The 26,402-nt window shown below is 39.7% G+C and carries 21 protein-coding genes; 12 read left to right on the top strand and 9 right to left on the bottom strand.

Annotation, left to right across the window (positions count from 1 at the left end; genetic code table 11):
* Positions 1-659 precede the first annotated feature (659 nt).
* The 4 genes from PSF16_RS10805 (at position 660) to PSF16_RS10790 (ending at position 5,512) form a co-directional block, all read left to right on the top strand.
* A complete protein-coding gene (locus PSF16_RS10805) occupies positions 660-1,235 on the top strand; it encodes a fimbrial protein (protein ID WP_006659902.1) in 576 nt (191 codons plus the stop codon).
* Positions 1,236-1,323: 88 nt separating this feature from the next.
* A complete protein-coding gene (locus PSF16_RS10800; RefSeq protein ID WP_272689246.1) occupies positions 1,324-2,025 on the top strand; it encodes a fimbrial biogenesis chaperone in 702 nt (233 codons plus the stop codon).
* An 8-nt stretch (positions 2,026-2,033) separates the two neighbouring features.
* On the top strand, positions 2,034-4,508 hold the full coding sequence (locus PSF16_RS10795) for a fimbria/pilus outer membrane usher protein (RefSeq protein ID WP_272689245.1): 2,475 nt from the start codon (positions 2,034-2,036) through the stop codon (positions 4,506-4,508).
* Positions 4,499-5,512: a fimbrial protein gene (locus PSF16_RS10790; protein WP_006659898.1), complete on the top strand. Its 1,014-nt coding sequence runs from the start codon at positions 4,499-4,501 to the stop codon at positions 5,510-5,512. Before PSF16_RS10795 ends, PSF16_RS10790 begins: the two co-directional genes overlap by 10 nt.
* Positions 5,513-5,761: 249 nt before the next feature.
* Here PSF16_RS10790 and PSF16_RS10785 read toward each other — a convergent pair whose 3' ends face one another.
* Complete coding sequence (locus PSF16_RS10785; protein ID WP_006661811.1) at positions 5,762-6,073, bottom strand: helix-turn-helix domain-containing protein; 312 nt, start codon at positions 6,071-6,073, stop codon at positions 5,762-5,764.
* A 591-nt stretch (positions 6,074-6,664) separates the two neighbouring features.
* Between PSF16_RS10785 and grxB the strand changes: the two genes are divergently transcribed.
* Positions 6,665-7,309, top strand: a complete 645-nt coding sequence (gene grxB, locus PSF16_RS10780; protein ID WP_272689244.1) for a glutaredoxin 2 — start codon at positions 6,665-6,667, stop codon at positions 7,307-7,309.
* Positions 7,310-7,390: 81 nt separating this feature from the next.
* On the opposite strand, the gene PSF16_RS10775 is transcribed toward grxB, so the two are convergent.
* Positions 7,391-7,828 (bottom strand): META domain-containing protein, encoded by a 438-nt coding sequence (locus tag PSF16_RS10775; protein ID WP_006661809.1) that lies wholly within the window; start codon positions 7,826-7,828, stop codon positions 7,391-7,393.
* 14 nt (positions 7,829-7,842) lie between these two features.
* Positions 7,843-8,841 (bottom strand): 2-hydroxyacid dehydrogenase, encoded by a 999-nt coding sequence (locus PSF16_RS10770; RefSeq protein WP_006659894.1) that lies wholly within the window; start codon positions 8,839-8,841, stop codon positions 7,843-7,845.
* A gap of 276 nt (positions 8,842-9,117) precedes the next feature.
* On the opposite strand from PSF16_RS10770, the gene PSF16_RS10765 reads away from it, so the two are divergent.
* The 4 genes from PSF16_RS10765 (at position 9,118) to PSF16_RS10750 (ending at position 12,881) form a co-directional block, all read left to right on the top strand.
* Positions 9,118-9,450 (top strand): EutP/PduV family microcompartment system protein, encoded by a 333-nt coding sequence (locus tag PSF16_RS10765; protein WP_272689243.1) that lies wholly within the window; start codon positions 9,118-9,120, stop codon positions 9,448-9,450.
* A 238-nt stretch (positions 9,451-9,688) separates the two neighbouring features.
* Positions 9,689-12,331, top strand: coding sequence for a YdbH family protein (locus PSF16_RS10760; protein WP_272689242.1), 2,643 nt, complete (start codon positions 9,689-9,691; stop codon positions 12,329-12,331).
* A 38-nt stretch (positions 12,332-12,369) separates the two neighbouring features.
* Complete coding sequence (locus PSF16_RS10755; RefSeq protein WP_036963819.1) at positions 12,370-12,555, top strand: YnbE family lipoprotein; 186 nt, start codon at positions 12,370-12,372, stop codon at positions 12,553-12,555.
* Entirely contained in the window at positions 12,552-12,881 is a 330-nt protein-coding gene (locus PSF16_RS10750) for a YdbL family protein (RefSeq protein ID WP_006659890.1), read from the top strand. The genes PSF16_RS10755 and PSF16_RS10750 overlap by 4 nt, the downstream gene beginning before the upstream one ends.
* Before the next feature lie 64 nt (positions 12,882-12,945).
* Here the strand turns inward: PSF16_RS10750 and PSF16_RS10745 are convergent, their stop codons facing one another.
* Complete coding sequence (locus PSF16_RS10745; RefSeq protein WP_006661805.1) at positions 12,946-13,545, bottom strand: FMN-dependent NADH-azoreductase; 600 nt, start codon at positions 13,543-13,545, stop codon at positions 12,946-12,948.
* Positions 13,546-13,765: 220 nt separating this feature from the next.
* Between PSF16_RS10745 and hrpA the strand changes: the two genes are divergently transcribed.
* A complete protein-coding gene (gene hrpA / locus PSF16_RS10740; RefSeq protein WP_272689241.1) occupies positions 13,766-17,665 on the top strand; it encodes an ATP-dependent RNA helicase HrpA in 3,900 nt (1,299 codons plus the stop codon).
* Positions 17,666-17,837: 172 nt separating this feature from the next.
* On the opposite strand, the gene PSF16_RS10735 is transcribed toward hrpA, so the two are convergent.
* From PSF16_RS10735 to ydgH, 3 genes are all read right to left on the bottom strand, one after another.
* Positions 17,838-18,068 carry a hypothetical protein gene (locus PSF16_RS10735; protein ID WP_272689240.1) on the bottom strand — a complete coding sequence of 77 codons (231 nt, stop codon included), beginning with the start codon at positions 18,066-18,068 and terminating at the stop codon, positions 17,838-17,840.
* A gap of 158 nt (positions 18,069-18,226) precedes the next feature.
* Entirely contained in the window at positions 18,227-19,567 is a 1,341-nt protein-coding gene (locus PSF16_RS10730; RefSeq protein WP_419181977.1) for a basic amino acid/polyamine antiporter, read from the bottom strand.
* 370 nt (positions 19,568-19,937) lie between these two features.
* Positions 19,938-20,888 (bottom strand): DUF1471 family protein YdgH, encoded by a 951-nt coding sequence (gene ydgH / locus PSF16_RS10725; protein WP_006659884.1) that lies wholly within the window; start codon positions 20,886-20,888, stop codon positions 19,938-19,940.
* 387 nt (positions 20,889-21,275) lie between these two features.
* Here ydgH and pntA point away from each other — a divergent pair, with 387 nt between their 5' ends.
* Together pntA and pntB are read left to right on the top strand one after the other, a co-directional pair.
* Positions 21,276-22,805 (top strand): Re/Si-specific NAD(P)(+) transhydrogenase subunit alpha, encoded by a 1,530-nt coding sequence (gene pntA / locus PSF16_RS10720; protein ID WP_036963594.1) that lies wholly within the window; start codon positions 21,276-21,278, stop codon positions 22,803-22,805.
* Between the two features lie 13 nt (positions 22,806-22,818).
* Complete coding sequence (pntB, locus tag PSF16_RS10715; RefSeq protein WP_006661800.1) at positions 22,819-24,207, top strand: Re/Si-specific NAD(P)(+) transhydrogenase subunit beta; 1,389 nt, start codon at positions 22,819-22,821, stop codon at positions 24,205-24,207.
* A gap of 157 nt (positions 24,208-24,364) precedes the next feature.
* Here pntB and uspE read toward each other — a convergent pair whose 3' ends face one another.
* Together uspE and PSF16_RS10705 are read right to left on the bottom strand one after the other, a co-directional pair.
* Entirely contained in the window at positions 24,365-25,309 is a 945-nt protein-coding gene (gene uspE / locus PSF16_RS10710) for a universal stress protein UspE (protein WP_006659881.1), read from the bottom strand.
* A gap of 126 nt (positions 25,310-25,435) precedes the next feature.
* Positions 25,436-26,191 carry an FNR family transcription factor gene (locus tag PSF16_RS10705; protein WP_006659880.1) on the bottom strand — a complete coding sequence of 252 codons (756 nt, stop codon included), beginning with the start codon at positions 26,189-26,191 and terminating at the stop codon, positions 25,436-25,438.
* Positions 26,192-26,402: the final 211 nt, after the last annotated feature.

Raw genomic sequence — 26,402 nt, 5'->3', positions numbered from 1 at the left:
GGTGAATTGAGTCTTGGAATAATAATTCGATATTTAATTTTATTTATTATTCGATGTTCCAATATGAACAACGGTATAATCAATAAGAAATGTTTATGTTTTATGGCTTCTTAACACGTATACAGGGATATTATTTTGTTACGAAACTACTAGAAAAAGTGTCTAAATGTAAATAAATTCATAAAATTTAACTTACATCTCAAATTTAAAATTTTCACATAAATCTCTTAATTTATAAAAAACCAAAATATAACTCTAATTAAACTAGGCTAAATCTAACAAATTACTAATTCTAGCTCTAAATATGACTTATTGCGCGTAATTAATATATTGGCACCATCAATTAATAGATCAATTACAATAGATTTTATCTATCAAAATATTAATAAGCTAAGGTAAAAACGATTTAAGGATACTTAAGTTTTTATGTATGCTTTGCGGCGAATTAGAGGGTCAAATAGCTTGTCGGTTCAAAAATAGAATGTATTAAGTCATTCCCTGTGTATGCGTTACATCAATTCGCTGAAAATAAAAACATACTGACTTCTCGCTGTATTTTAATGCAGCTGGGTTCCGTTTTTGCTGTTACCAACAACTAAATAAAGACCACTTAATAATTTTTATAAGTAATAAATAAAAACTCATCTTAGGAATTGAAAATGAAAAAAGTTTTACTGACTGCTATCGCAGCAACAGTTCTTGGCTTAACAACAGCAAACGCAGCAACACCAGTTGGTGGTGGTCAAGTTAACTTCAACGGTAAAGTTATGGATGTTTCTTGTAACGTTTCCGTTGATGGTCAAGGTAGCGATGCTACTGTGTATTTAGCGCCGGTTTCTTTAAAAGAAGTTAAAGATGGTGGCTCCGATACAATTTTAAAACCAAAAACATTTGCTATCGAAATCAGTGATTGTGCACAAAGTGGTAAAGCTGTTTCTGATGTTTCCGGTTTAGGCGTACGCTGGACTGGTGGTAACTTAGCCGCTAACACAAAAGGTAGCTTAGCTAACACTGTAGTTAATGGTGCTAAAAACATTCAGTTAGCGCTATCTACTGATGGTAAAGCTGCAACTAAAATTTTCCCAGGTCAAACTAGCCAACCAAAAGCCACAGGTGAGTTAAACGGCAAAAATACACGTTTCACTTACTATGTTGGTTACACCACAAGTACTCCAGATGCAGTAAGCGCGGGTGAAATTCAAAGCTACGCGACCTACGAAATTACTTATAACTAATTTTTCAGTCAGTTTTTATCGGCATTTTCGATAAAAGCATGAGTTAGTAAGCGGTGGGTAAACTGCCGCTTTTTGCTTTGAGGCCCACATGAAAGCCATTCTATTTAGTCTTTGCTTACTGTCTAGCATGACGGCATTTGCAAATAATATTATCGTTAACGGTACACGCTTTATTTATCCTAGCGATGAAAAAGAAATTACAATTCAATTAAATAATACGGCTGATCGTCCTGCTATGGCTCAAGCATGGCTTGATAATGGTGATGCATCTGAAACACCCGACACCATTAAAACGCCTTTTCAACTCACACCCCCGATTTCCCGAATTGAAGCTAAAGGTGGACAAACTATCCGCATCAAATTGATGGATAAATCCGCCATTCCACAAGACCGAGAATCACTCTGGTGGCTTAACCTTTTAGATATTCCACCTATGGTCAAAAATAAAGCAGCAGAAAATCAAAATGTGCTGCAACTAGCGATTCGTTCTCGTTTTAAATTTTTCTATCGCCCATCAGGTTTAGGTAGCCGTGAACTTGCTCCTGAACAATTAGTGGTAAAAGTCGCTGGTAGCAGACTTAATATCGACAATCCGACGCCATACTTTATTACTATTACAAAAATTTCTGTTGATGGCTCTAGTGCATTGAATGATAAGACGATTTTTTTAGATCCGAAAAGCCAGTCGACAGTAGAGCTTAAAAAAGCGCTGACGTCAGGAACAAAAATTATTATTAACAATATCAATGATTACGGCTCAGATGTAGCGGTAAAAACTACCGTTAAATAGGATTTGGAATGAAGCAGAGAGAGTTAAAATATAAATATTCCAACATACTCTCCGTGACGGGTTTAGTCACAGTCTGTGCTTTGCCGTCTTTTTATGCTTGGAGTGAAGAAGAAACCACGTATGAATTTAACAGTGGTTTTATTATCGGTAGCCAAGAGAATGTTGATTTTGACCGATTTAACACCACAGGGATTAGTCCAGGAAAGTATTCTGTTGACGTGTATACCAACGGTAGTTGGAAAGGGCGCTATGACCTTGATTTTGTAGCAAAAGAAAATGGTCAACTCGGTACCTGTTATACGCCTGCACTATTATCTGACCTTGGAATTAATGTTGAAAAATTTGCACCAGCTGCATCCCTTGATAGCAAAGAATGTCTCTTTTTGAATCAATGGAACAGTGAGGCTGATGTGAGCGATATATTTCACACCTCTACGCTACGTGTGGATATATCTGTACCGCAAATATATGAGCAAAAATCCTCTCGAGGATATGTTTCAGAACAATTCTGGGAAACAGGGATCCCCGCATTAAACCTAGGTTATATGGGGAACTATTATGATAGCCATTCTAACGATAATAATAGTGCGAGTGCTTATCTTGGATTAAATGCTGGACTAAGCTATGACGGCTGGATGTTAAAGCATATTGGGAATTTAAGCTGGCAGCGTAAAGAGGGCGCGAGTTGGCATAGTAACCAAACGTATTTACAACGTCCTGTTGCCTCGCTCAAAGCAAAAGCAACTGCGGGTCAGTTTTATACCGACGGTGACATGTTTGATAGCATTAGTCTGCTAGGGGCTAGAATTGCCACCGATGACAGTATGTATCCCGATAGCATGAGTTCTTTTGTACCTGAAATTCGTGGAGTGGCACAGAGTAACGCATTAGTGACCGTTAGACAAAATGATGTGGTCATTTATCAAGCATCAGTTTCACCTGGACCCTTTAACCTGACGGATGTTTATCCCTCTGGTTACGGAAATGACCTTGTGGTGACAGTAAAAGAAGCTGATGGTAGCGAATCTTCATTTAGCGTACCTTACACCTCTTTGGCTCAATTATTACGCCCTGGCTATACCCGCTATCAGCTCTCTGGTGGTAAATCTGATGCTGAAGGCATTAGTAATCGACCGTTTATTATGCAAGGTACTCTGCAACACGGCTTAAATAATACCTTTACGCTGTATGGCGGTTTGACCGCATTTGATGATTATCAGGCTTATTTGCTCGGTGCAGGTGTGAATACGGTTATTGGTGCCGTTGCTGTGGATGTGACACAGTCAAGAACGGTGTTTAACCAAAAGACCGATATGGGGCAAAGCTACCGTTTTACATTTAATAAACTATTTTCTGAAACAGATACTAACCTAGTCTTAGCGGCTTATCGTTATTCAACTGAAGATTACTTTAGCTTATCCAATGCACTGTATGCCATTGACTCAGATAAAAAAGGTATGAATAGCTCATTGGGTCGTGAAAAGAATGGTTTTAGCTACACGATTAACCAAAACTTGCCTTACGAGTTAGGAAGTTTCTATTTTACAGGACGTATTTCAAGTTATTGGAACCGCTCAGGTATTGAAAAACAGTATCAACTAAATTACACCAATCAATATGACCGCGTCTCATACGGTGTTTCGTTTATGAGAGTCTATTCCGATAACACACAAAGAAGCCAAGATGACCGTGTAAGTTTAAACGTAAACTTCCCACTCTATTTTGGGGATAACCACTATACGACAATTACGTCCAACACCACGTTTAATAATGATAAATTTGGATCTTCTCAAGTGGGTGCTAACGGCTCATTTGGTGCGGACAATAACTGGACTTACGGTTTAAACACTTCTGTAGAAAATGGTGGAAGCAGCAATTTTGCATTGAATACGGGCTACCAAACGCCAGTAGTGACGACCAATGCTAACTACAGCCAAGGTCAAGGCTATCGTCAATATGGCGCATCCGCGAATGGATCCATGATAGTGCATTCTGGCGGAGTGACTTTATCACCAAATACCTCATCGACCATCGCACTAATTGAAGCAAAAGGTGCGGAAGGTGCATCAGTGATGGGATCGCACAATACCAAGATTGATAGTCGTGGCTATGCGGTGGCGCCATATGTTCGACCATACCGTATTAATAATATCGATCTTGACCCGAAAGGTAGCCCTGAAGATATCGTATTCAGCAGTACTACGGCGCAAGTTGTACCGTATGAAGGCAGTGTTGTTAAAGTCGTTTTTGATACCAAAATTGAAAAAAATGAAGTGTACAACGTGATTCGAGCAGGTAATAAAACGCTACCATTTGGAGCCAATGTAGTTGATTCAAAAGGTGATTACATTGGTATTGTAGGGCAAGGTGGTACCGTATTTATCAGCAATAATGAATCAAAAATCGCGACAGTAAAATGGGAAGGCGGTGAATGTTCATTCCCATTAACGGCTGAAAATAGTCAGGAAAGTCTATGTCAATAATCAAAAAATGGCGCTGGCTAATTGGCGCAAGTGTACTTCTTACTACACAGTATGCAGCTGCACATATTACAGGCTGGGATCATTGCGACAGAAGTAGGCAGCCCACCTACCGACTAAATATGGATATGGGGAGAGTGGTGGTTGATGCCACTTTGCCTGTAGGTGGTGTTATCGCCAGTAAAACATGGCCACTGGATACAACAAACCGGACTTATCTAACCTGTTATGGGCGTAACGTGATTGACGCAGAAATCGTTATGCCTGGCTTACGAGATATAGGTGATAAGGTATACCAATCTAGCATACCGGGGATCGGTATGAAATTTGAAAGAACGGGTCAAGTGAGTATGGTTTACCCTAGCCAATATGTGGTTAACGGTGGTTGGAGTGGAACAAATTACTATTTAGCGGGTTCAACATTCACGTTGAAGTTAATTAAAACAGCGGAAGTTACTGGTTCAGGTACGATTGCAAGAGGCGAATATACGGAATATGGTTATCAAGGACGCTCGGACCCTATTTTGACGACATCGTTAAATGCGAATGCGATCACCATTGTTTCACCTTCATGCATTATTGAAAGTGGAAAACAACAGAATGTGTATCTCAATACGATTAAACGTTCTGATTTAACTGCAAGAGATCACACTACAGGTGCGAAAGATTTTGATATTGTCTTAAGATGTAGCGGTGGAACAACGGTATCGGGGCAGGCTGATATTAAGATGGATTTCAGTGCGAATAGATCAGTTAGTGCTGTTGAAGGCGTGTTAAAGAATGATGCAACAGGATCCAGCGCCGCACAAGGTGTTGGTATTCAGGTAATAGAAAGAAAAAGCTATGCACCCATCAATTTTGGCAAACCTTTTTATGTTGGTAAGCTGGCAAACTCCCAAGAAAAAATATTTACAATCGAGTTGATTGCCCGTTACTTTCAATTTGCCGATTCTATCTCTTCCGGTGAAGTAAGGTCGCATATGGTATTTAATGTGACTTACGATTAACAACAATTATGAATTAAGTTCATCTTAAAAAACGCCTATTTTATGAAATCATAGATAGGCATTTTTTATTTCTAAATAATATTAATTATTAAGAGTGGCATGAGGTCTGATCTTATTTTTAATATAGGGATGACATACTATTTATAGATGGCTAATAAGGTAAATACCCAGAAAGTTAATCTTGACCAATGAAGCTCAATAATTTCATTAACTTAAACTGGGTATTTTTAGATAATCAAAAAATGATTATTAAAGATGATGTTTAGATGGAGCAATTACACTTTCTGCTGCGTATTGTAATTCTTTATTTGGAATATCAAATGCTAAACCATCGTTATTTTTTATTTCACTTTTATAACCATTAAAAAACCATTCTATAGGACACATTAAAATTTCAGAAATATCAAGTAGATGGTCAATTGGAATCTTGTTTACCCCATTTTCATAACGCGATATTTGCTGCTGACTTAAATGCAACCTATCGGCTAGGTTTGCGCCTGACAAACCCAGTTCTTTTCTCCGATTTTTTATTCTAAGCCCAATGACACTATGAATGTCCATATGACATACTCAACTTATTATTAAGGATATTATTAGTCGTTTACGCTAGATATTATATTAAAATACATACTACTTTAAAAGCTAATAATTAGAATTAATGTTAATTTCAATCATCATTTTTCATTTAATGATGCTCAAATTTAACAATGCATTCAATAATTGGCTTTAAGTTATTTTGAATATTTATAATAAAAATAACAATAAGAATATACCGCTAAAACAATACGGCTAAACCTGTTTATTCAGTAAAGCAAGTAACATGAATTTTGTGGTTAAATTGTTTAAATTATTGATTCATTTGGTTAAAATGTTTCATTTTGAAACGTTACTTATATTCCTAATTTTTATTTGATATTTTCATTGGAACTATTAATTTTGTTTTTTTTATTAAGTTTAAATATATTAAATTAATTTCAAAATAAAATTTAAATATGAAATCTAGCTTAATCAAAGAAAATAAAGTTGTACTTTAAAGCGTTGTGGGAAGATATTTTAGATTAAAAATAAAATGCGCAACACTATACTAAGTATAAATATAAAGTATACTTAAATGAAGTTTATTCGTTTTATCACTGAGTGTGTGAGGGTAACATGAAACTGTATATCTATGATCATTGTCCATTTTGTGTTCGTGCAAGAATGATTTTTGGTTTAAAAAAAGTTGCAGTAGAAGAGGTTATTTTGCTGGATAACGATATTGAAACCCCAACACGTATGATAGGGCGTAAAATGGTACCTATTCTACAAAAAGATGATGGTAGCTATTTACCCGAGAGTTTAGATATTGTGCGTTATATTGATCAATTAAGTGAACCTCGCTTAGCGATAGGGAATATTAATCCCGAGATTGATAATTGGTATAAAGCAGTTTCTTCGACGGTATCCAAATTAGTGACGCCACGTTTTACTGAATCTGAGTTTCCAGAAATAGCCACCGCGGAAGCTAAAGCCTCGTATATTCAGCGTGTTAGCAAGTTCCATGGTGATGATCTATCCGTATTGCGTAAAGAAACTCATACGTTATTAATTGAGTTAGAACCGTATCTGGATCTCTTAGATTTATGGTTGGAAAAACGTAACAAAGCGCTTGTTGATATTAATGACTTCATTATTTTCCCTGTGTTGCGTAGTTTGAGTATTGTGAAGGAAATAGGGTTCAGCACAACAATTCATGATTATATGGAGCGAACGTCAAAAGCGACAGGAATTAATTTACTATTTAATCAAGCTAAGTAGTCTATAAGGTTTTTGAAAGAATAAGATAAAAAAACCGCCAGATTTAAAATGGCGGTTTTTTATTTTGCAATAAAGGCAGAATTACTGCATATAATCACTCAAAGTATAAACAAGTTTATAATGCCCTTGCGTTAACATTAAATGATTTTTGGATAATGTTACTGTTGCGCCATTGGTCAGCATACGATTAATTAATGCATCCCATCGTGAAAGATCTTCATCTACACACTCTAATTCTGTTTTACTTAATGTTTTAACTTTCAATGTTGCATTATTGATTACACCCATTCCGTTAAAATCATTACACATTGAGGCAGAAACAAACATTTTTTCACCAAAAGAAATTGATGGGGTTGTTTGCTTTTTGGGAACCAGTCGTCCATCTACTTCAGTTAAGACAAAGTTATGATGCATCAATTGTTGCTCAAGAGATTGTTGGCTACTACCTGCCTTGACTTGATGAGTTTGACAAGCTGCGAGCAACAATCCAAAGAGGGTTAGTGGGATCAGTCTTTTCATGATGCGTGATCCCGCTAGGGCTTAACAACATTCGGGCAGTTTTCGCCACGGCTGACTTGTTGAATATTGCTCAACGTTGTTAAGCTGATACTGGTTAACGCTTCTTCCGTCAAAAATGCTTGGTGCCCAGTAAATAATACGTTGTGGCAAGAGGACAGTCGGCGGAAGATATCATCTTGAATGACATCATTGGATTTATCCTCAAAGAACAAATCTCTTTCATTTTCATATACATCCATGCCTAATGCACCAATTTTTTGGGATTTTAGTGCATTAATAGCAGCCGCGGAGTCAACTAAAGCACCACGACTGGTATTGATAATCATGACGCCAGGTTTCATGCGATTAAAAGCATTTTCATCGAGTAAATGGTGGTTTTCTGGGGTCAACGGGCAGTGTAGAGAAATAATGTCAGATTCTCTATAGAGGGTATCTAAATCGACATATTCTGCACCAATATCGAGAGCGACTTGGTTTGGGTAAGGGTCGTGAGCCAGCAAACGCATTCCAAACCCCTTCAAAATACGCAAGGTGGCTTGACCAATTTTACCTGTACCAATAATGCCCGCAGTGCGGTTGTGCATATTAAAGCCAGTTAAGCCTTCCAGCGAAAAGTTAGCATCGCGCGTGCGTTGATAAGCACGATGAATGCGACGATTCAGGCACAACATCATACCTACAGCATGTTCGGCGACGGCCTCAGGAGAATAAGCGGGAACTCGTACAACTTGAATACCTAATTCATTGGCGGCATCCAAATCTACATTGTTAAAACCTGCGCAGCGCAAAGCAAGAATATGGATATCAAGAGCAGCAAGCTCTTCTAACACGGCACGGTTTGCTTCATCATTGACGAAAATACAAACAGCATCAGCGCCTACGGCGTTTTTAGCGGTTTGGACTGTTAATGGGAAATCAAAGTATTCAATATTAAAATTAAACTCTGACTGTTGGTTGACCTGTTCCATATGTTTTCGATCATACTGTTTGGTGCTATAGGAAACAATTTTCATCAGAGGAACTCCATAATGTATAGGAACCAATAAATGAGACACTGTAGGTAAAATAAACAAACCCACAAAAATATGCGTCCAGAATAAGACAAATAGTGATGTAAATCACCTTTAAATTAATAAAATATCTCTCTGTTTACGTTTGATTTTCGTTTACATATCCTGTTTAACAAATAAAGGTCTTTTTAGTGTTAAAATGCTGCGATTGTTAAGTTTTATTTTTTCCTTTTTAAGGACTAGATAGATTTTAAAGAATAGATAAAGTTAAGGAGTTACGTGAAAATTTGCATTATTGGCATATCCGGGGCAGGGAAAACAACGCTCGCTCAAAAGTTATCGGAAGAATTTAGTCTCCCTGCATATGGTTATGATGAAATTTATTGGGATAAAACCCAAACTGAGTACGTTAAAAAGACTCCGGAAACTATGAAGTCACTAATTTCGGAGATCAAATGTAAAGATAGCAGGATAATGGAAGGGTCTTATGACAAGTGTTTAGTGCCATTTTTCGCAGCTAATCCTATATTTGCCGAAAAAGTGAAGATTGTGCATGATACACAATCATATTTTCGTGAAATTACCAACCATGTCACATCGCATAATCACTAATAACTGACTGAAAATAATGTAGTAACAGAATGAACGGATAGGGTTAAGTTGTTCATTTCTGTTTTAAAAGATTAGAATATATTTATCTAAATAGAGAAGATTATTATGGAAATGACCTATATCGCTATGCAAGTTGTTGAGCTGCTAGTTCCAACGCATCCTTTCGCTTTGTTTTCATCCATTTCTTCAATGATCTTCATTGCCGCTTTATGAATATAGCTATGTTTAGAGAATATTCATGAAACGAGCGATAAAAATACTGCTTTTATTCTTAGGCGCTATGGTAGTGCTTCTGATGATTTTGTGGTCAACGTTAACACGTTGGGCGCCTGTTGTAGCCAATCACTTTTTACCCAGCCCCGTGACGTTGTCACTTTCTGCGCCCCATATTGTTGACCGGCAAATTCGATTTTCTCATGCGGAGTTAACGGCAACGGATTGTTCGCTCGTGACATTAACCAATATCTATATTTCTATTTTCCCTATCAGAATCAAGGCTGATGGGCTTGATATCAATGCCGAGTGTTTGAATCAGGTTAAAACGAGCGAAGAGCCGTCCAGCCCACCGGTGAATATGACTGATATATTGGATGCCATCCCTCAATTTTCACTGGTTATTGATAAAATTAATTTACGTTCTTGGGAACAGTATCAAGGTAGTTTGTGGTTGAGAAGCACGCCTGATTTTCCACTTATGCTTGATTATCAAAGTGAAAATTTACGCGTATCTTCTCTAGTCAATCAACAAAACCAGTTAATTATCAATCAATTTTCTGCAACCTTACCCCAAAGTCCATTAATGCTGGAACAGTTACAAGCACCAGATGTGCTTAAGCAGAAAGAGGAACCACAGCATATTGAATTAACGGCTCAGTTAACGTTACCGCTCACTAGCGATCAACTTCCCGAGGCGGGAGATATCGATGCTCAGTTTAAGCTTCTTGAATTAAATAAACTTTTGCAGACTAAACTGCACTGGCAGCAAGACCAAGGTTTACTCACTGTGATGGATGTCGAACAGCAACAAGAATTATTTCACCTTCCTTGGCACGTATCATCGTCCCAAGTCATTGTGACTGATGGGCAGTGGCGCTGGAATGATGCTGACATTCCATTGCATGGTGGGATTGCATTTCAGATTGATAACTGGAATCAAACTTGGAGTGAATTTGTCGTTTCAGGGCGGTTAAATATGCTAACTGATGCGAAAAAAGGTAAAGCAAATTTAGTTCTTACTGTTGAACCAAGCCGAATTAACCTTCTCGATGGCGACATTAATTTTAGGCTGAATGGTCAAGTTAAGTATGATGACATGGTGTTAGATATCAATTTACCCGCAAAAATTGCAGGTCAATTGGTTTCCCCTACAGTGGCATTTATGCCAGGCTCCTTAATGAGAGCCTATGGACGACTTTCCCCCACGATTTTGTTACGTGAAATACGATTCCCTCTCGCTGGAACGCGTTTAAATGCAGATGGGATCACCGGTCGTTTACAGGCTATTTTAAAAGTGAAAGAGCAATATTGGGGTGATTTTGATATTCATCTTGATGGTAGCGCGAATAAATTTAATATCGATCAAGGCAAATGGTTTTGGAATTATTGGGGAAATGCTCAATTACCTGCATTATCTGCACACTGGGATGTTAAAGGTAATGGTAGCTGGCAAGATACGCAATTGACACTCAATAGTTTAAATACGGGTTTCGACCAGATTAAATATGGTCTACTTTCGATGTCTGCACCTAGACTTAAGCTCACATCACCATTAGTTTGGCAACGGGATCCGGCAAAAGCGAATTTTTACGGCGGATTACAGCTAACCAGTAATCGTATGTTATTTGGTTCTGAGAGTTATTTGCCTAAAATCACAGCTAATGCCGAGCTCAAAGGCACATCACCGGCAAGTTTTCAGCTAAAAGGGGACTTAAGTACCCGCCAAGTTGGACCTATTGTCATTTTTGGGCGTTGGGATGGAGAGCGTTTACGTGGTGAAGCGCGTTGGCCTGAACAGTCGGTAAAAGCATTTCAGACATTAATTCCGAAAGACCTTGGAATTGAATTGCGCGAAGGTAAACTTTTTTCTCAGGCTGCTTTTTCCATGACACCAGAAAATGGGTTTATTGCTGGTGGACATTGGCGAGTTCAAAATACCAGCTTATGGATGAAAGATGGCGAGCTAAATGGATTGGACTTTGTCCTACCGTGGAAATTACACAATAGCACTTGGACGTTAGGTGAGAAATCACCGGTTGAATTGCGTATTAAACACATCTCGAATTTATTTGAATTTACCAATGTTAAAGCTGATTTGTCAGGTACTTATCCCCCGACTGAGACGAATCCAATTCACTTAAGCAATGTTGGATTTAACATGCTAGGCGGTGAAATTAGCCTCGATATATTGCGTTGGCCACAAAATAAACCAGCGACAATTAGCGTTCACGAAGTGGAACTCAGTGAACTATTTACAAAACTAAAAGTTTCCCAATTTGCCGTTTCTGGGCGAGTAAACGGGGAATTACCGTTTTATTTGGATAATCCGGAATGGATAATTAAAGCGGGATGGATGGAAAATAGCGGACCACTTACACTGCGCTTGGATACCAATTTTGTGGAATCTATCGCGGCTGATAATATTTCAGCAGGCTCTGCAATTGGTTGGCTGCAATATCTTGAAATTCAACGTAGTCGCACCGATGTCAATGTCACGAATTTGGGATTACTCACTATGTCGACTATTCTTGAAGGGTATAACACCAAAGAAGCGAAAAAGCGTGAAGTACATTTAAATTATCAGCATGAAGAAAATATTTTTCAGTTGTGGCGCAGTCTGCGTTTTGGTAGTGGCTTAGAAGAATGGCTCGAAAAAAATCTATAAGAGATAAAAGGAATACTGTGAAAACATTAAAACTGATCATGATGATGACAATGGCTTCGTTATTAACAGCGTGTTTACGTGTTGAAGTCGCTACACCTGATAAGCCGATTAATATCAATATGAATGTCAAAATTGAACATGAAATTCAAATCAAAGCTGATAGGCAAGTCGAAGAGTTACTAAAAGAAAATAGTGATTTATTTGGTGAGGTGAAAGCGAAATGATGAATTGGTTTAAGGCAATCGCTTTATGTTCGACGCTAAGTGTATTCTCTGCATTTGCTCTGACGGTTGAAGAAGGGAAATCTCATGGGCTTGTTGGTGAAACATTGTCAGGGTATTTGGCAGTGATTGACCAAAATAGTGATAATGCAAAGCAGTTGGTTGAGCGTATTAACGCTGAAAGGAAAAATAGATACGCGGAAATTGCGGATAAAAACGGGCTTAAAACCAATGATGTCGCAAGAATCGCAGGGCAAAAGCTGGTAGACCGGGCGCCTACAGGAGAATATGTACGCGGTATTAATGGGCAGTGGGTACAGAAAAAATAAAATGCGCACTAGGTTGTGCGCATATAGTGACAAATAAGAATGCCTAGTTTAACGAGGCATTTTATTAGGCAATCAATGTATTCATATGATCTCTGGCCTGAGAATGAGCATTCTCAACTGATTCAGCACCGAGTGCAGTACCTTCTGCAAAAATAAATTCAATATCTGTAATGCCAATAAAATTCAAGAATAACGTGATATAAGGCACCATAATATCCGTTGGTGTATCTTTATAAATTCCGCCACGACTTGTTAGTACATATGCACGTTTATTATTTAATAAACCGACAGAACCTTGCTCGGTATATTTAAAGGTATGCCCTGAGCGGGCGATAAAATCAAAATAGTGCTTCAGTTGAGAAGGCACTGAAAAATTGTACATAGGTGCCGTGATCACTAAAACATCACTTTGCTTAATCTCATCAATCAGTTGATTTGATAGGTCTAAAAGTGCTTGTTGCTGTGCTGTTTTAGTGTCAGTTGGCGCAAAAGCTGCTAAAATTTCGCCATCAATGGCAGGGATAGGCTGCTTAACTAAATCTCTAACGAGAAATTCATCAGTAGGATTTTTTTCTTTCCACTGTTGTACAAAATAATCGGCCATTTTGTTGCTGTGTGAGTAATCCGCCAGAATGCTGGATTTCAATAGTAATACTTTACTCATTATTTTCCTCAAAACTCATATGTCGCTCATTGAATAATGATGATACTCCGTATGTGACGCATTAATAAGAAGAAATTTAGAAGGATTAGTTCGAAAAAACTGATGGTATTTGTATGAGATAACTAAAATCATAAAACAGACCAAAATATTATCTTTAGCCGCATCATGATGATAAATAGAACAGTGGCATTATAACAAATTGAAATATAAGGATTTAAGAATGGATCCCATTCTGTCAGCATTACAGGCTGAAATTGAACAAACATCATTGCGTGATCAATGGCAATTAAAGAAACGCTTGCATGGCATAGCAAAAATACAAGACCCAAAATCCCGTATGGCAGTGATTGACGTGATTAAAGGGGATGTTGAAAAGGCGAAACAGAAAGTTGAGAAAAAACGCCTGAATATGCCAAAAATTGTTTACCCAGAAAACTTACCTGTTAGCCAAAAGAAACAAGCTATTTTTGATGCTATAAGTCAGCATCAAGTTGTGATTATTGCCGGAGAAACTGGCTCAGGTAAAACGACGCAGATCCCTAAAATTTGTCTAGAACTGGGGCGTGGAGTAAAAGGATTTATCGGTCATACTCAACCGCGGAGGCTGGCTGCTCGCTCTGTCGCTTCACGTTTAGCACAAGAATTAGAGTGTGAATTGGGTACAAATGTCGGTTATAAGGTTCGCTTTAGCGATCAGGTTAGTGATACCACTCAAGTTAAGTTAATGACGGATGGTATTTTATTAGCAGAATTACAAAATGATAAATTACTTCTGCAATACGACACCATTATTATCGATGAAGCTCACGAGCGGAGTTTAAATATCGATTTTATTTTAGGGTATTTACGTCAATTATTACCTAAACGCCCTGATTTAAAAGTCATTATTACGTCTGCAACCATTGATCCTGAAAGATTTTCTCGTCATTTCGGTCATGCGCCAATTGTGGAAGTCTCTGGGCGTACTTATCCAGTTGAAGTGCGATATCGTCCCATTATGGGCGATGATAATGACAGCGATCGTGACCAGATTGACGGCATTATTGATGCTGTTAATGAGCTTGGACGTGAAAGTGCAGGTGATATTCTGATCTTTATGAGCGGTGAGCGTGAAATTCGAGATACCGCTGACGCTTTATCCAAACTTCAATTACGTCACACCGAAATTTTGCCACTGTTCGCAAGATTGTCTAACAGTGAACAAAATCGTATTTTCCATCCTCATGGTGGGCGTCGAATTATACTTGCAACGAACGTGGCAGAAACGTCGTTAACAGTACCCGGTATAAAATATGTTATTGATACAGGTTATGCGCGGATCAGCCGGTATAGTTATCGCACGAAAGTACAACGTTTGCCAGTAGAAGCGATTTCTCAAGCTTCCGCTAACCAGCGTAAAGGGCGGTGTGGACGTGTTTCAGATGGTATCTGTATCCGTTTGTATTCTGAAGAAGATTTCCTATCTCGACCTGAATTTACCGATCCTGAAATTCTGAGAACTAACTTGGCATCCGTCATTTTACAAATGACCTCGATAGGGCTTGGAGATATCGCTGCATTCCCATTTGTAGAAGCACCGGATAAGCGAAATATTCAAGACGGTGTCAAATTACTGGAAGAGCTCGGTGGGATCCAATCTCATAAGGAAGTAGACAAAGGATACCGTTTAACTGATATCGGCCGCCAGTTAGCACAATTACCTGTGGACCCACGTTTAGCGCGAATGGTGATTGAAGCACGAAAATATGGTGCGGTACGTGAAACGATGGTGATTGTTTCCGCATTGTCCATTCAAGACCCTCGTGAAAGACCGTTAGATAAACAGCAAGCTTCCGATGAAAAGCATCGACGCTTCCATGATAAGCAGTCAGATTTTCTGGCATTTTTAAATCTGTGGGATTATTTAAAACAACAGCAAGAGGAACTTTCTAACGCACAATTTAGAAAAATGTGTCGTCAGGATTTCCTTAACTACCTGCGGATTCGTGAGTGGCAAGATCTCTACACACAATTGCGTCAAGTGGTAAAAGAGCAAGGATTTGCTATCAATAGTGCGGCGGCAGATTTTCGCAGTATTCATGTCTCTTTATTGGCAGGGTTGTTATCGCACGTTGGTCAAAAAGATGCGGAAAAACATGAATTTACCGGAGCAAGGAATGCCAGATTTACTATCTTCCCTGGGTCAGGTTTATTTAAAAAACCACCGAAATGGACGATGGTTGCTGAGCTGGTTGAAACCTCAAAATTATGGGGGCGTATTGCCGCGTCTATTGATCCTGAATGGATTGAGCCATTAGCGGAGCATTTGGTTAAACATCACTATAGTGAACCACATTGGTCGAAGTCAGAAGGTGCCGTTATGGCATCAGAAAAAGTGACATTATATGGGCTTCCGATTGTGGCATCGCGCCAAGTCAATTATGGGGTGATTGATCCACTATTGTGCCGTGAATTATTCATTCGTCATGCCTTAGTGGAAGGGGATTGGAATACCCGTCACGCATTTTTTAAAGCTAACCTAAAATTGTTATCTGAAGTGGAAGATTTAGAACACAAATCACGCCGACGTGACATTCTGGTCGATGACGAAACGTTATTTGCGTTTTATGACCAGCGTATTCCGAATGATGTGATCTCATCTCGCCATTTTGATAATTGGTGGAAAACTGTATCAAAACAGCAGCCTGATTTACTTAGTTTTGAAAAAAACATGCTGATCAAAGAGGATGCAAGTACCGTTTCCGCACTGGATTACCCCAATTACTGGTATCAGGGGGATCTTAAATTCCGCCTCAGTTACCAGTTTGAGCCGGGAACGGATGCTGATGGGGTTACTGTTCATATCCCATTGGCTATCTTAAATCAGGTACACAATATTGGCTTTGATTGGCAGGTGCCAGGATTACGTCATGAATTGATTGTTGCGTTGATTAAATCATTGCCAAAACCAATCCGCCGTAATTTTGTGCCTGCGCCTAACTATGCTTCGGCATTTTTAGAGCGAGTTCCAATGCCTGAAGGCAGCGTGCTCGATAAATTAGAGCGTGAATTACGCCGAATGACTGGTGTGACAGTGGAACGCGAGTCTTGGCAGTTAGACCAACTGCCAGCGCATTTAAAAATGACCTATCGGGTGGTAAACGATAAAAATAAAACTGTCGCTGAAGGGCAAGATTTAGATGCTTTAAAAAATAGCCTTAAGGAAAAAGTGCAAGAAACACTGTCTGAAGTTGTGGATGATGGTATTGAGCAAAGTGGCTTACATATTTGGAGTTTCGGTGAACTGCCTCAACGTTATGAGCAAAAACGTGGCGGTTATTCTGTTAAAGCTTATCCTGCATTAGTCGATGAAAAGAACAGTGTAGGTATTCGGGTTTTCGAAACTGAATTTGAGCAGCAGCAAGCGATGTGGGGCGGAGTTCGTCGATTATTATTATTGAATATCCCATCACCGATTAAGTATCTTCATGAGAAATTGCCAAATAAATCTAAATTGGGCCTCTATTTTAACCCCTATGGTAAAGTGCTTGAATTAATTGATGATTGTATCGCATGTGGTATTGATCAGTTGATTGCAACATATGGTGGTGCGGTCTGGAATGAAGAGCAGTTTGAATCATTGAAAGAGTATGCGCGGGCAGAGTTGAATGATGTAGTTGTCAATATTGCGAAGCAGGTTGAGCAGATCTTAACCGCAGTATTTGCGATCAATAAACGATTAAAAGGACGTGTGGATTTTTCGATGGCATTGGCGTTGTCTGATGTAAAAGCACAAATGTCAGGGTTAGTCTTTAAGGGTTTTGTCACGGAGCAGGGCTGGAAGCGACTACCCGATATCTTGCGTTACTTAAATGGAATTGAGCGACGATTAGAAAAATTGGCGATTGATCCGAATCGTGACCGCGCGCAGATGAGTAAAGTTGAGCATGTGCAAACTCTGTGGCAACAGTGGATGAGTAAACTGACACCGCTGCAAAAACAATTACCTGAGGTACAAGAGGTTCGTTGGATGATTGAAGAGCTACGAATCAGTTTATTCGCTCAGCAGCTTGGAACACCTTATCCGATTTCAGATAAACGTATTATCCAAACGATGGAAAGTTTGACTCAGCAACTGTAATGAGCCAGTCAAGATAATCATTAACGCGTGAAGTGGGAACATTGCCACTCACGCGTTTTTTATTTCGTCATTCTAGTCTGTTTTGCTTTTTTAGTTACAACATACTATTGGGTGATAATACATTTACCTTAACAACTGTGCTGTTGGTCATCATGCCAGTCACTCAGATAAATCAGGGGCAATCCCTTCGTACAATTTGTTGGGCAGCTAATTTAAACTGCATACCTTCAGTTCGGTCTTGAGCTTTAATTTCTGCTCGTTTTTGTTGAAAGAAGCTTAACTGTTGTGGAACTTGTTGAGTAACCGCAGAAATTTGTTGTGGTAGCGAGCGATTTCGCGCTAGTCCACGATTAATAAAAGAAGGGTTATCAGCAAACGTGATGGTCCGAGGGGGGATACGCATTTGAATCTCCTTATTTGATGAATGTATTTAAACACTACAACAGATAGAAGAGCGCGAGTTGTAAAAAACGCAGAGCTGAATAATGGGTAATCAAGAGAAGGGAATAGAAAGCGAGCTAAATTCAAGTGGTTAAGTTTAGCTCGCAGATAAAGTATGAATTACGCTAACAAGGAATATAACGCAGGTACAGAAGCGATTGCGATCGCCCACGCCAATACTTTTTCAATTAATTTAAGTGGTGCTTTTGCAGTTTGCTGTGAACGGGCATATAAAAAAATCAAGATCCCCGGAGCATACAGCACAACGGAAAGCATCAAGTTAATCAAACCAGAAGCATAAAGTAACCATAAGCCATATACACTTGCTATAAAGCCGACAGCAAGCAACGCTTTACTGTGGCGTTCATAGGCAACTTTGACTAGAAATGCACCCACTAAAAAGTATGGAACCAAAATCATCTCTGAGGCGATGGTCAGCAGGGTATTGTAGTTACTGCCACTTAACCAAATAAGTACAAGTGATAATTGAACGGCACCATTGGTTAGCCATAAAGATGAAGAAGGGGCATCATTCTTATTCAGTTTATTAAAAATCTTAGGAAATGATTGATATTGTGCGGCGATATATGGCACTTCAGCTGCCATGATTGTCCAGCTCAAGTAAGCGCCACACACTGAAATAATTAACCCTGCGGCGATAATAATGTCGCCACTCGAACCAATTAAGGAAACCATTAAAGTTGCCATGGAGGGGTTTTTAATTTCAGCAAGATCAGCGCGAGGCATGATCCCAAGTGATAATAAGGTAACGAGAATATAGATGATGAGAGCGGAGCTCACGGCAAAAATAGTTGCGAGACCAACATCACGACGATTTTTGGCTCTGGCTGAGACAACCACGGCACCCTCAATACCGATAAATACCCATAGAGTGATCAGCATTGTATCTTTAACTTGTTGCCAAACAGGGATACCAAGGTCAATGCCACTGAAATCCGCATCAAAAATATCGAGTTTGAAAGCAAAAAATGCCAGTACGATAAATAAGCCAAGAGGGACTAACTTTGCCATCGTTGCTAATTTATTAATCCCCGCAGCAGTTTGTACACCGCGCAGGACGAGATAATGCACAACCCACAATAAGATAGATTCACCGATCAAGGCTTGCCAAGTATTACCATCACCAAACACAATATGGTCTGGTGTATCGGTAAAGAAACTGATTGCAGCAAAAACAATGACTAAATAAGAAACGTTGGCGACAACGGCACACAACCAATAACCCCATGCGGAACAAAAGCCAATAAACTCACCGAATCCGACTTTTGCATAAGTAAATATTCCACCATCCAAATCAGGACGAATTCTGGAAAGAAATAAGAGAGAAAATGCAAGAAATAAGATCCCAACGCCCGTGATGGACCAGCCGATGATTAATGCTAACGGGCTCGCCACTTCAGCCATATTTTGTGGAAGGCTAAATACACCAGCACCTACCATGGAGCTAAGAACTAGCGCGGTAAGTGCGGTAAGGCTTAATGTATTTTTCAATGTATATCCTGGTTGTTGTGCAATCAAAAGTTAAAATCACGTTAAGATAGCAATGATATAAATAGATTCACTGTTACAGCTTTTAAATCCAGTTGGATCGCCTGCTAAATTAGAGTGTGGATTCTACGAATGAAATGCATCAGATGCAATGGGAAAATATGCACTTAACAAGATGTTTTATTCACTTTTTTTATTTCAAGGCAAACGGAAGGGGATTTTTAATCGGAATGTGCTCGAGCAAACAGCGACGTATAGCGATTCAATAAAAAAAGCCAGTTCGAATAGCAAACTGGCTTTCATCATAAAATAGAATAATAGATTATTTAAACAGGTCTGCACTGATGGTAACACTACCACCGTTTGACTGCCATTCACGAGTGATATGGTAGTACTTAGCACCTTTTGCTTCAGCACGTTTGGCGATTTGATAACGCACTTCTGGGGTATTTGTGTAATAACCTGAGAAGGTAATAGAATCAAATGGAACCATCATTGCTGCGGCGGTTTTGTTCACTTCTTCGATGACATAACCGCTTGGTAAAGTCACACTCGTACGACCAGGTTGGCTTGTGGAGGTTTCAAAGAAACGACCTACGGCTGTTGTTGGTTCATCTGAACTTGCAACACCTGGGATCAGTACTTTATCTGCAGCTTCGCCACCTTGTGCTAACATCGCACGTCCTGCTTCTGAGTCAGCAGGGACAACGGCGTCTTCTTTTTGAATTTGTCGCTTAGGAGCATCTTTCTTATAGATATATGCCGTTGCTAAAGTATTACCACCATCATTCATGGCAACGTTACGAACCACATAAAAGGAGGCTGCGTCTTTTTCTTTAGCTTTTTTCGCGATTGCTTCGTATAAGTCAGGCTCGGATGGGTAGAAACCACTTACGGTAACGGTATCAAATGGTTGATACACTTTGGCATCCGCTTTAGACATTTCTTCTACACCACCGAAAACTCGGCGAGCGGGTTCTTCAACTTTTGGTGCATCTTTCGCATATACATCAGCAACAACACGCATGTTGCCACTGTCACCGACATCATCAAGGCTTTGAATGTAAAAGGCATATGCCCCCATCTTATCAGCCCTACGGGAAACTGCATCGGATGCTTCATAGATAGCATTAAAACGCCCAGTGACGGTTATACGCTCATAAGGTTGTAATTCAGTAGCCTGTTTTGGCGTTAATTCAACAGCCGCCTGTGTAGCGGTTATACTAGTTAATGATAGCACCGCGGCTGCGATGACCGTAGTTTTCAGCTTCATACAAAATCCTTCCGCCTTGCGCAATTTATTATAAACATGCTGAATAATAGTAGTAACACATGGCGGTGATTATTACACGTAACTGCCCATGTTGTCGCACTATTTTATTTTTATAAGACACAAATAATGATTGACTAGTCAAATTTACCAGTTTTTTTTAAGTATCCAGTATTTTATTGACCTAAAACTAAGATTTACACGGTGAATTCCATTTACTGTCTTAGAATCGTGATCAATTATGGATCAATAGGGTTAATTTCAGTAGGTTATTAGGACATTTTACAGCTGTTGAACGACAAAATAAGACTTTTCCTTTTGATAAGGCAGTCATTTTTTGGGCGAATAACCGACAACATAGATTACTTCGAGCTTTAAAAAGGGAATATTATGCGAATTGGTATACCAAGAGAACGACTTGCCAATGAAGCGCGTGTTGCCGCGACACCATCGACAGTGACTCAATTGCTAAAATTGGGTTTTTCAGTGTGTGTTGAGCAAAATGCGGGACATCTAGCAAGTTTTGATGATGCGGCTTACGAGCAAGCCGGTGCGGAAATTGTTGATTGTGAAAGTGCATTTGCTGCAGACATTGTATTTAAAGTGAATGCGCCACTATCAGATGAAATTCCTTTGTTAAAAGAAGGGGCGACCTTAGTCAGCTTTATTTGGCCGGCACAGAATCCTGATTTAATGGAGGCGTTGAAATCTCGTCATATCAACGTAATGGCTATGGATGCGGTACCTCGAATTTCTCGAGCGCAATCGTTAGATGCCTTAAGTTCAATGGCCAATATTGCGGGTTATCGTGCGATTGTCGAAGCTGCCCATGAATTTGGTCGCTTTTTTACGGGGCAAATTACTGCAGCAGGTAAGGTGCCACCAGCGAAAGTGATGATCATTGGTGCTGGCGTTGCAGGCTTGGCGGCCATTGGTGCCGCAGGAAGTTTAGGCGCAATTGTTCGTGCATTTGATACCCGCCCTGAAGTTAAAGAGCAGGTCCAAAGTATGGGCGCCGAATTCCTTGAATTGGATTTTAAAGAGGATGCAGGCAGCGGTGATGGCTACGCGAAAGTGATGTCTGAGGCATTTATTAAGGCGGAAATGGCATTATTTGCTGCGCAAGCAAAAGAGGTCGATATCATTGTAACGACCGCGTTAATACCAGGACGACCTGCGCCGAAGTTGATCACCAAAGAAATGGTTGAATCAATGAAACCCGGTAGCGTGATTGTTGACCTTGCAGCTCAAACTGGGGGTAACTGCGAACTCACTCAGGCTGATAAGTTAGTGGTTACAGATAATGGCGTTAAAATTATCGGTTACACAGACTTACCAAGCCGTTTACCAACCCAATCTTCTCAGTTATATGGCACTAACCTCGTTAACTTGATGAAACTGTTGTGTAAAGAGAAAGATGGCGAAATCACTATCGATTTCGACGACTTAGTGATTCGAGGTGTTACAGTGATTAAACAAGGGGAAATCACTTGGCCTGCACCGCCAATTCAAGTTTCAGCACAACCACAAGCTAAGCCGAAAGCGGTTGAGAAAGTGAAAGCGCCAGAGAAAAAAATGTCACCTATGACCAAAATGGTTCTTATGGCATTGGCTATCATTCTGTTTGGCTGGTTTGCAAATTCGGCGCCTGCTGAGTTTCTATCGCACTTCACTGTCTTTGCATTAGCCTGTGTGGTCGGATATTACGTGGTGTGGAATGTGACTCATGCATTGCATACACCTTTAATGTCAGTAACAAATGCTATCTCGGGCATTATTGTTGTTGGTGCACTATTGCAGATTGGCAGTGGTGGCTGGGTAAGTTTCTTATCCTTTATTGCGATCTTGATCGCAAGCATCAATATTTTCGGTGGGTTTACAGTAACTCAACGTATGTTAAAAATGTTTCGTAAGGGATAAGGGGTAACTTATGTTGTCAAGTGGAGTTGTGACAGCAGCCTACATCGTTGCTGCTATCCTATTTATTTTTAGCCTTGCGGGGCTATCTCGTCATGAAAGTTCCCAACGTGGGAATACTTACGGCATTATTGGTATGGCGATCGCATTGATTGCGACTATTATGGGACCAAATAGTGCGAATGTGGGTTGGATGATTGTTGCGATGGTGATTGGTGCGGTCATCGGTATTCGTTTAGCCAAGAAAGTTGAAATGACAGAGATGCCAGAGCTGGTTGCTATTTTGCACAGTTTCGTGGGTTTGGCTGCGGTCCTTGTTGGTTTCAACAGCTTTATTGCGAGTGAAGGTCATGCCAGCAATGTGATGGAAAACATCCATTTAACTGAGGTCTTCTTGGGTATTTTCATTGGTGCCGTAACGTTTACTGGCTCAATTGTTGCTTATGGTAAATTGTCGGGAAAAATGTCATCTAAACCAATGATGCTACCGAATCGCCATAAGTTAAACCTTGCAGCTTTAGTTGTTTCCTTTGTTTTACTGGTCATCTTCGTTAAAACGGACAGTGTGGGCTTGCAAGTGTTCATGATGCTAATCATGACAGTCATAGCATTAGCTTTTGGTTGGCATTTAGTGGCATCGATTGGTGGTGCAGACATGCCCGTTGTTGTTTCGATGTTGAACTCTTATTCTGGATGGGCAGCCGCTGCGGCAGGTTTCATGCTCAGTAACGACTTACTGATTGTAACAGGGGCGTTAGTGGGTTCTTCGGGTGCGATCCTTTCTTATATTATGTGTAAAGCGATGAACCGTTCGTTTTTCAGCGTAATAGCGGGTGGGTTTGGTACTGATGGCTCATCAACAGGTTCGGAAGAAGAGATGGGCGAATATCGTGAAACGACAGCGGAAGAAGTTGCTGAAATGTTGAAAAATTCAACCTCAGTGATCATCACTCCAGGCTATGGTCTCGCGGTAGCACAAGCTCAGTACCCAGTGCATGATATTACGGCAAAACTACGTGAGCGCGGTATCAATGTTCGCTTTGGTATTCACCCAGTTGCGGGGCGCTTACCTGGACACATGAACGTCTTATTGGCTGAAGCAAAAGTCCCGTATGACATCGTATTAGAAATGGATGAGATCAACGATGATTTCGCCGAAACGGATACGGTACTGGTTATTGGTGCGAATGATACCGTGAACCCTGCGGCACAAGAAGATCCACATAGCCCAATTGCGGGAATGCCGGTATTAGAAGTGTGGAAAGCCAATAATGTTATTGTTTTTAAACGTTCAATGAATACAGGGTATGCTGGGGTACAAAACCCATTATTCTTCAAAGAGAATACCCAAATGTTATTTGGTGATGCAAAAGCTAGCGTAGATGCAATTTTAAAAGCGCTATAATTTATCATTATCTATAAAGTAAACGTAAACGCCCTGAATTCAGGGCGTTTTTATATCAGAAAATTATGTTTTTATTATTCATCGAATTTCGATTCATTGAAGTGGAATAAAAAAGTGCACAACTCTATTCATGCGCTTTTAATATTATGAACCGGGTTTAATCATCAGTGGCATTAATAGGACAAACAAAGCCATCCGGTTTGATTGCAAGCAAATCGCATTTTAGTTTATCAATAACATGCTCAGCGGTGTTCCCTAAAAATGCAGCGGAAAGCCCCGTACGGCCCAATATACCGAGCACGACAACACCTGCATGCAGCTCTTCACACATATCAGGAATAATTTTTTCAGGTAACCCTTCACGAACGTGAGTGTATTTCTCATCAATACCAAATTTCTGACGTAAGCTCTTCATGGCTATCAGATGCTGACCACGCAGTGCATTGTTATACAGACTAGGGTCAAAATCGGGAAGTTCAATCGCAATGTTCATCGGTGCGATAGGATAGGCGCTGACTAAATGAATTTCTTGTTCTTTGATGACTCTCTGGGCTAAATCTTGGGTTTTTTCGACGAGCTTGATATTCAAGTCATCGTGGTAGGATTCTTCATTGGAGAGATTGACGGCAACGACAACAGAGCCGTGGTCTGGCCATACTTTGTCTTTCACCATCCAAACAGGACATGGACATTTTCTTAATAAATGCCAATCGAGTGGGGTAAAAATGATAGATTCTAAATTGTCAGTTTGGTGCGCCATTTTCAGTAAAAGGTCATGCTGACCGTTAACCACTTCCTGGATAATGGCTTCATACGGTTTATTGTGCCAAATGACTTTGATTTCTATCTCAATTCCTGCTTCTAAATAGAAATGAGCTTGCTGCTTGATCCAAGCGGCTTTCTGGCTGATCACACCTTTGCGCATTGCATTGCGCTCTTCTGGCGAAAGTAGGGTGGTCATATCATAAGATAAGTCGTAGATAGGCAAAAATGCTTTTATCCGCCCGCCATTACGCTGCACGATATAAACTGCTCGCCTTAATGCCGGTTGATCATCCTGATTTGGGTCGATTGCTACTAGAAGATTTTTATAGTTAGCCATGCTGACATCCTCTCAATAAACGGATAGTTCCATCTATCTAAACTATGTTATTGGGGATAAATACGCAAGAAATGTGATTGAAAAGTAACAACGGATCACAAAGTTTGTGACCCGTTTATAGGAAAATTAGCAAGAAACAGGTGAAACTTTACCAGCGATATCAGTCAGTTTAGCCATATCGTCGATAGTGATATATTTGCCTTTAACACTCAGCATACCGCTTTTTTGGAAACGACCTAACAGACGGCTAATGGTCTCAACGGTTAAACCAAGGTAATTACCAATATCGCCGCGTGTCATGGTTAATCTAAACTCTCTTGGAGAAAAACCACGTTCAGCAAAACGATGAGATAGGTTCAGAATAAATGCAGCTAAACGCTCTTCCGCATTCTTCTTCGATAATAAGAGGATCATTTCTTGGTCCCCTTTAATTTCACCGCTCATCAAGCGCATAATTTGCTGACGCAAGTTAGGCATTTTGCCAGATAAATCGTCCAGCGTTTCAAATGGAATTTCACAAACCATTGAAGTTTCTAACGCTTGTGCGAAACTAGGATGTTGTGTATGAATAATGGCATCAAATCCAACAAGGTCACCTGCTAAATGGAAACCTGTAATTTGTTCATCACCTTCTTCTGTAATCGTGTAGCTTTTAATCGTGCCAGAGCGGATTGCGTATAAAGAACGTAATTCATCACCCGCTTTAAATAAAGCCTGGCCTTTTTGAATCGGTTTTTTACGTTCGATAATATTATCGAGTTGATCCAGTTCGTGTTCATTCAATGTAAAAGGGATGCAAAGTTGACTAATACTGCAATCCTGGCAATGAATAGCACAACCACCAGACTGGATGCGACGAACAACTCTTTTTTCTGGGATCATATTAAATGCTCAATCAGGTTAAAATTATTGATATGAGTCAATTTTAGCATAAGATAAGACAACAGGTAAGATCTATATAAGACAGAATCAGGTTCTTAATTAAAAAAGCAAAGAATGCTAAATTTACCAATCTAATAGATTTAGCAGATCATGCTAAACTACGGCATATTAATAATTTCATGAGTTGACATATATTAAATACATAAATTTA

Source organism: Providencia sp. PROV033 (assembly GCF_028484855.1).
In the GTDB taxonomy this organism is placed as follows: Bacteria; Pseudomonadota; Gammaproteobacteria; order Enterobacterales; family Enterobacteriaceae; genus Providencia; species Providencia alcalifaciens.
Note: the sequence above shows the minus strand (reverse complement) of the source record. Positions and strands in the feature narration are given on the sequence as shown.

Coding starts and splice junctions, on each gene's coding strand:
- PSF16_RS10730 (WP_419181977.1), bottom strand. CDS start 19,567: ATGGTAGGTGCTGGTGTATTTAGCCTTCCACAAAATATGGCTGAAGTG.
- PSF16_RS10760 (WP_272689242.1), top strand. CDS start 9,689: ATGAAACGAGCGATAAAAATACTGCTTTTATTCTTAGGCGCTATGGTA.
- pntA (WP_036963594.1), top strand. CDS start 21,276: ATGCGAATTGGTATACCAAGAGAACGACTTGCCAATGAAGCGCGTGTT.
- PSF16_RS10705 (WP_006659880.1), bottom strand. CDS start 26,191: ATGATCCCAGAAAAAAGAGTTGTTCGTCGCATCCAGTCTGGTGGTTGT.
- uspE (WP_006659881.1), bottom strand. CDS start 25,309: ATGGCTAACTATAAAAATCTTCTAGTAGCAATCGACCCAAATCAGGAT.
- ydgH (WP_006659884.1), bottom strand. CDS start 20,888: ATGAAGCTGAAAACTACGGTCATCGCAGCCGCGGTGCTATCATTAACT.
- PSF16_RS10795 (WP_272689245.1), top strand. CDS start 2,034: ATGAAGCAGAGAGAGTTAAAATATAAATATTCCAACATACTCTCCGTG.
- grxB (WP_272689244.1), top strand. CDS start 6,665: ATGAAACTGTATATCTATGATCATTGTCCATTTTGTGTTCGTGCAAGA.
- PSF16_RS10805 (WP_006659902.1), top strand. CDS start 660: ATGAAAAAAGTTTTACTGACTGCTATCGCAGCAACAGTTCTTGGCTTA.
- PSF16_RS10750 (WP_006659890.1), top strand. CDS start 12,552: ATGATGAATTGGTTTAAGGCAATCGCTTTATGTTCGACGCTAAGTGTA.
- PSF16_RS10790 (WP_006659898.1), top strand. CDS start 4,499: ATGTCAATAATCAAAAAATGGCGCTGGCTAATTGGCGCAAGTGTACTT.
- PSF16_RS10785 (WP_006661811.1), bottom strand. CDS start 6,073: ATGGACATTCATAGTGTCATTGGGCTTAGAATAAAAAATCGGAGAAAA.
- PSF16_RS10735 (WP_272689240.1), bottom strand. CDS start 18,068: ATGCGTATCCCCCCTCGGACCATCACGTTTGCTGATAACCCTTCTTTT.
- PSF16_RS10770 (WP_006659894.1), bottom strand. CDS start 8,841: ATGAAAATTGTTTCCTATAGCACCAAACAGTATGATCGAAAACATATG.
- hrpA (WP_272689241.1), top strand. CDS start 13,766: ATGGATCCCATTCTGTCAGCATTACAGGCTGAAATTGAACAAACATCA.
- PSF16_RS10745 (WP_006661805.1), bottom strand. CDS start 13,545: ATGAGTAAAGTATTACTATTGAAATCCAGCATTCTGGCGGATTACTCA.
- PSF16_RS10755 (WP_036963819.1), top strand. CDS start 12,370: ATGATGATGACAATGGCTTCGTTATTAACAGCGTGTTTACGTGTTGAA.
- PSF16_RS10775 (WP_006661809.1), bottom strand. CDS start 7,828: ATGAAAAGACTGATCCCACTAACCCTCTTTGGATTGTTGCTCGCAGCT.
- PSF16_RS10800 (WP_272689246.1), top strand. CDS start 1,324: ATGAAAGCCATTCTATTTAGTCTTTGCTTACTGTCTAGCATGACGGCA.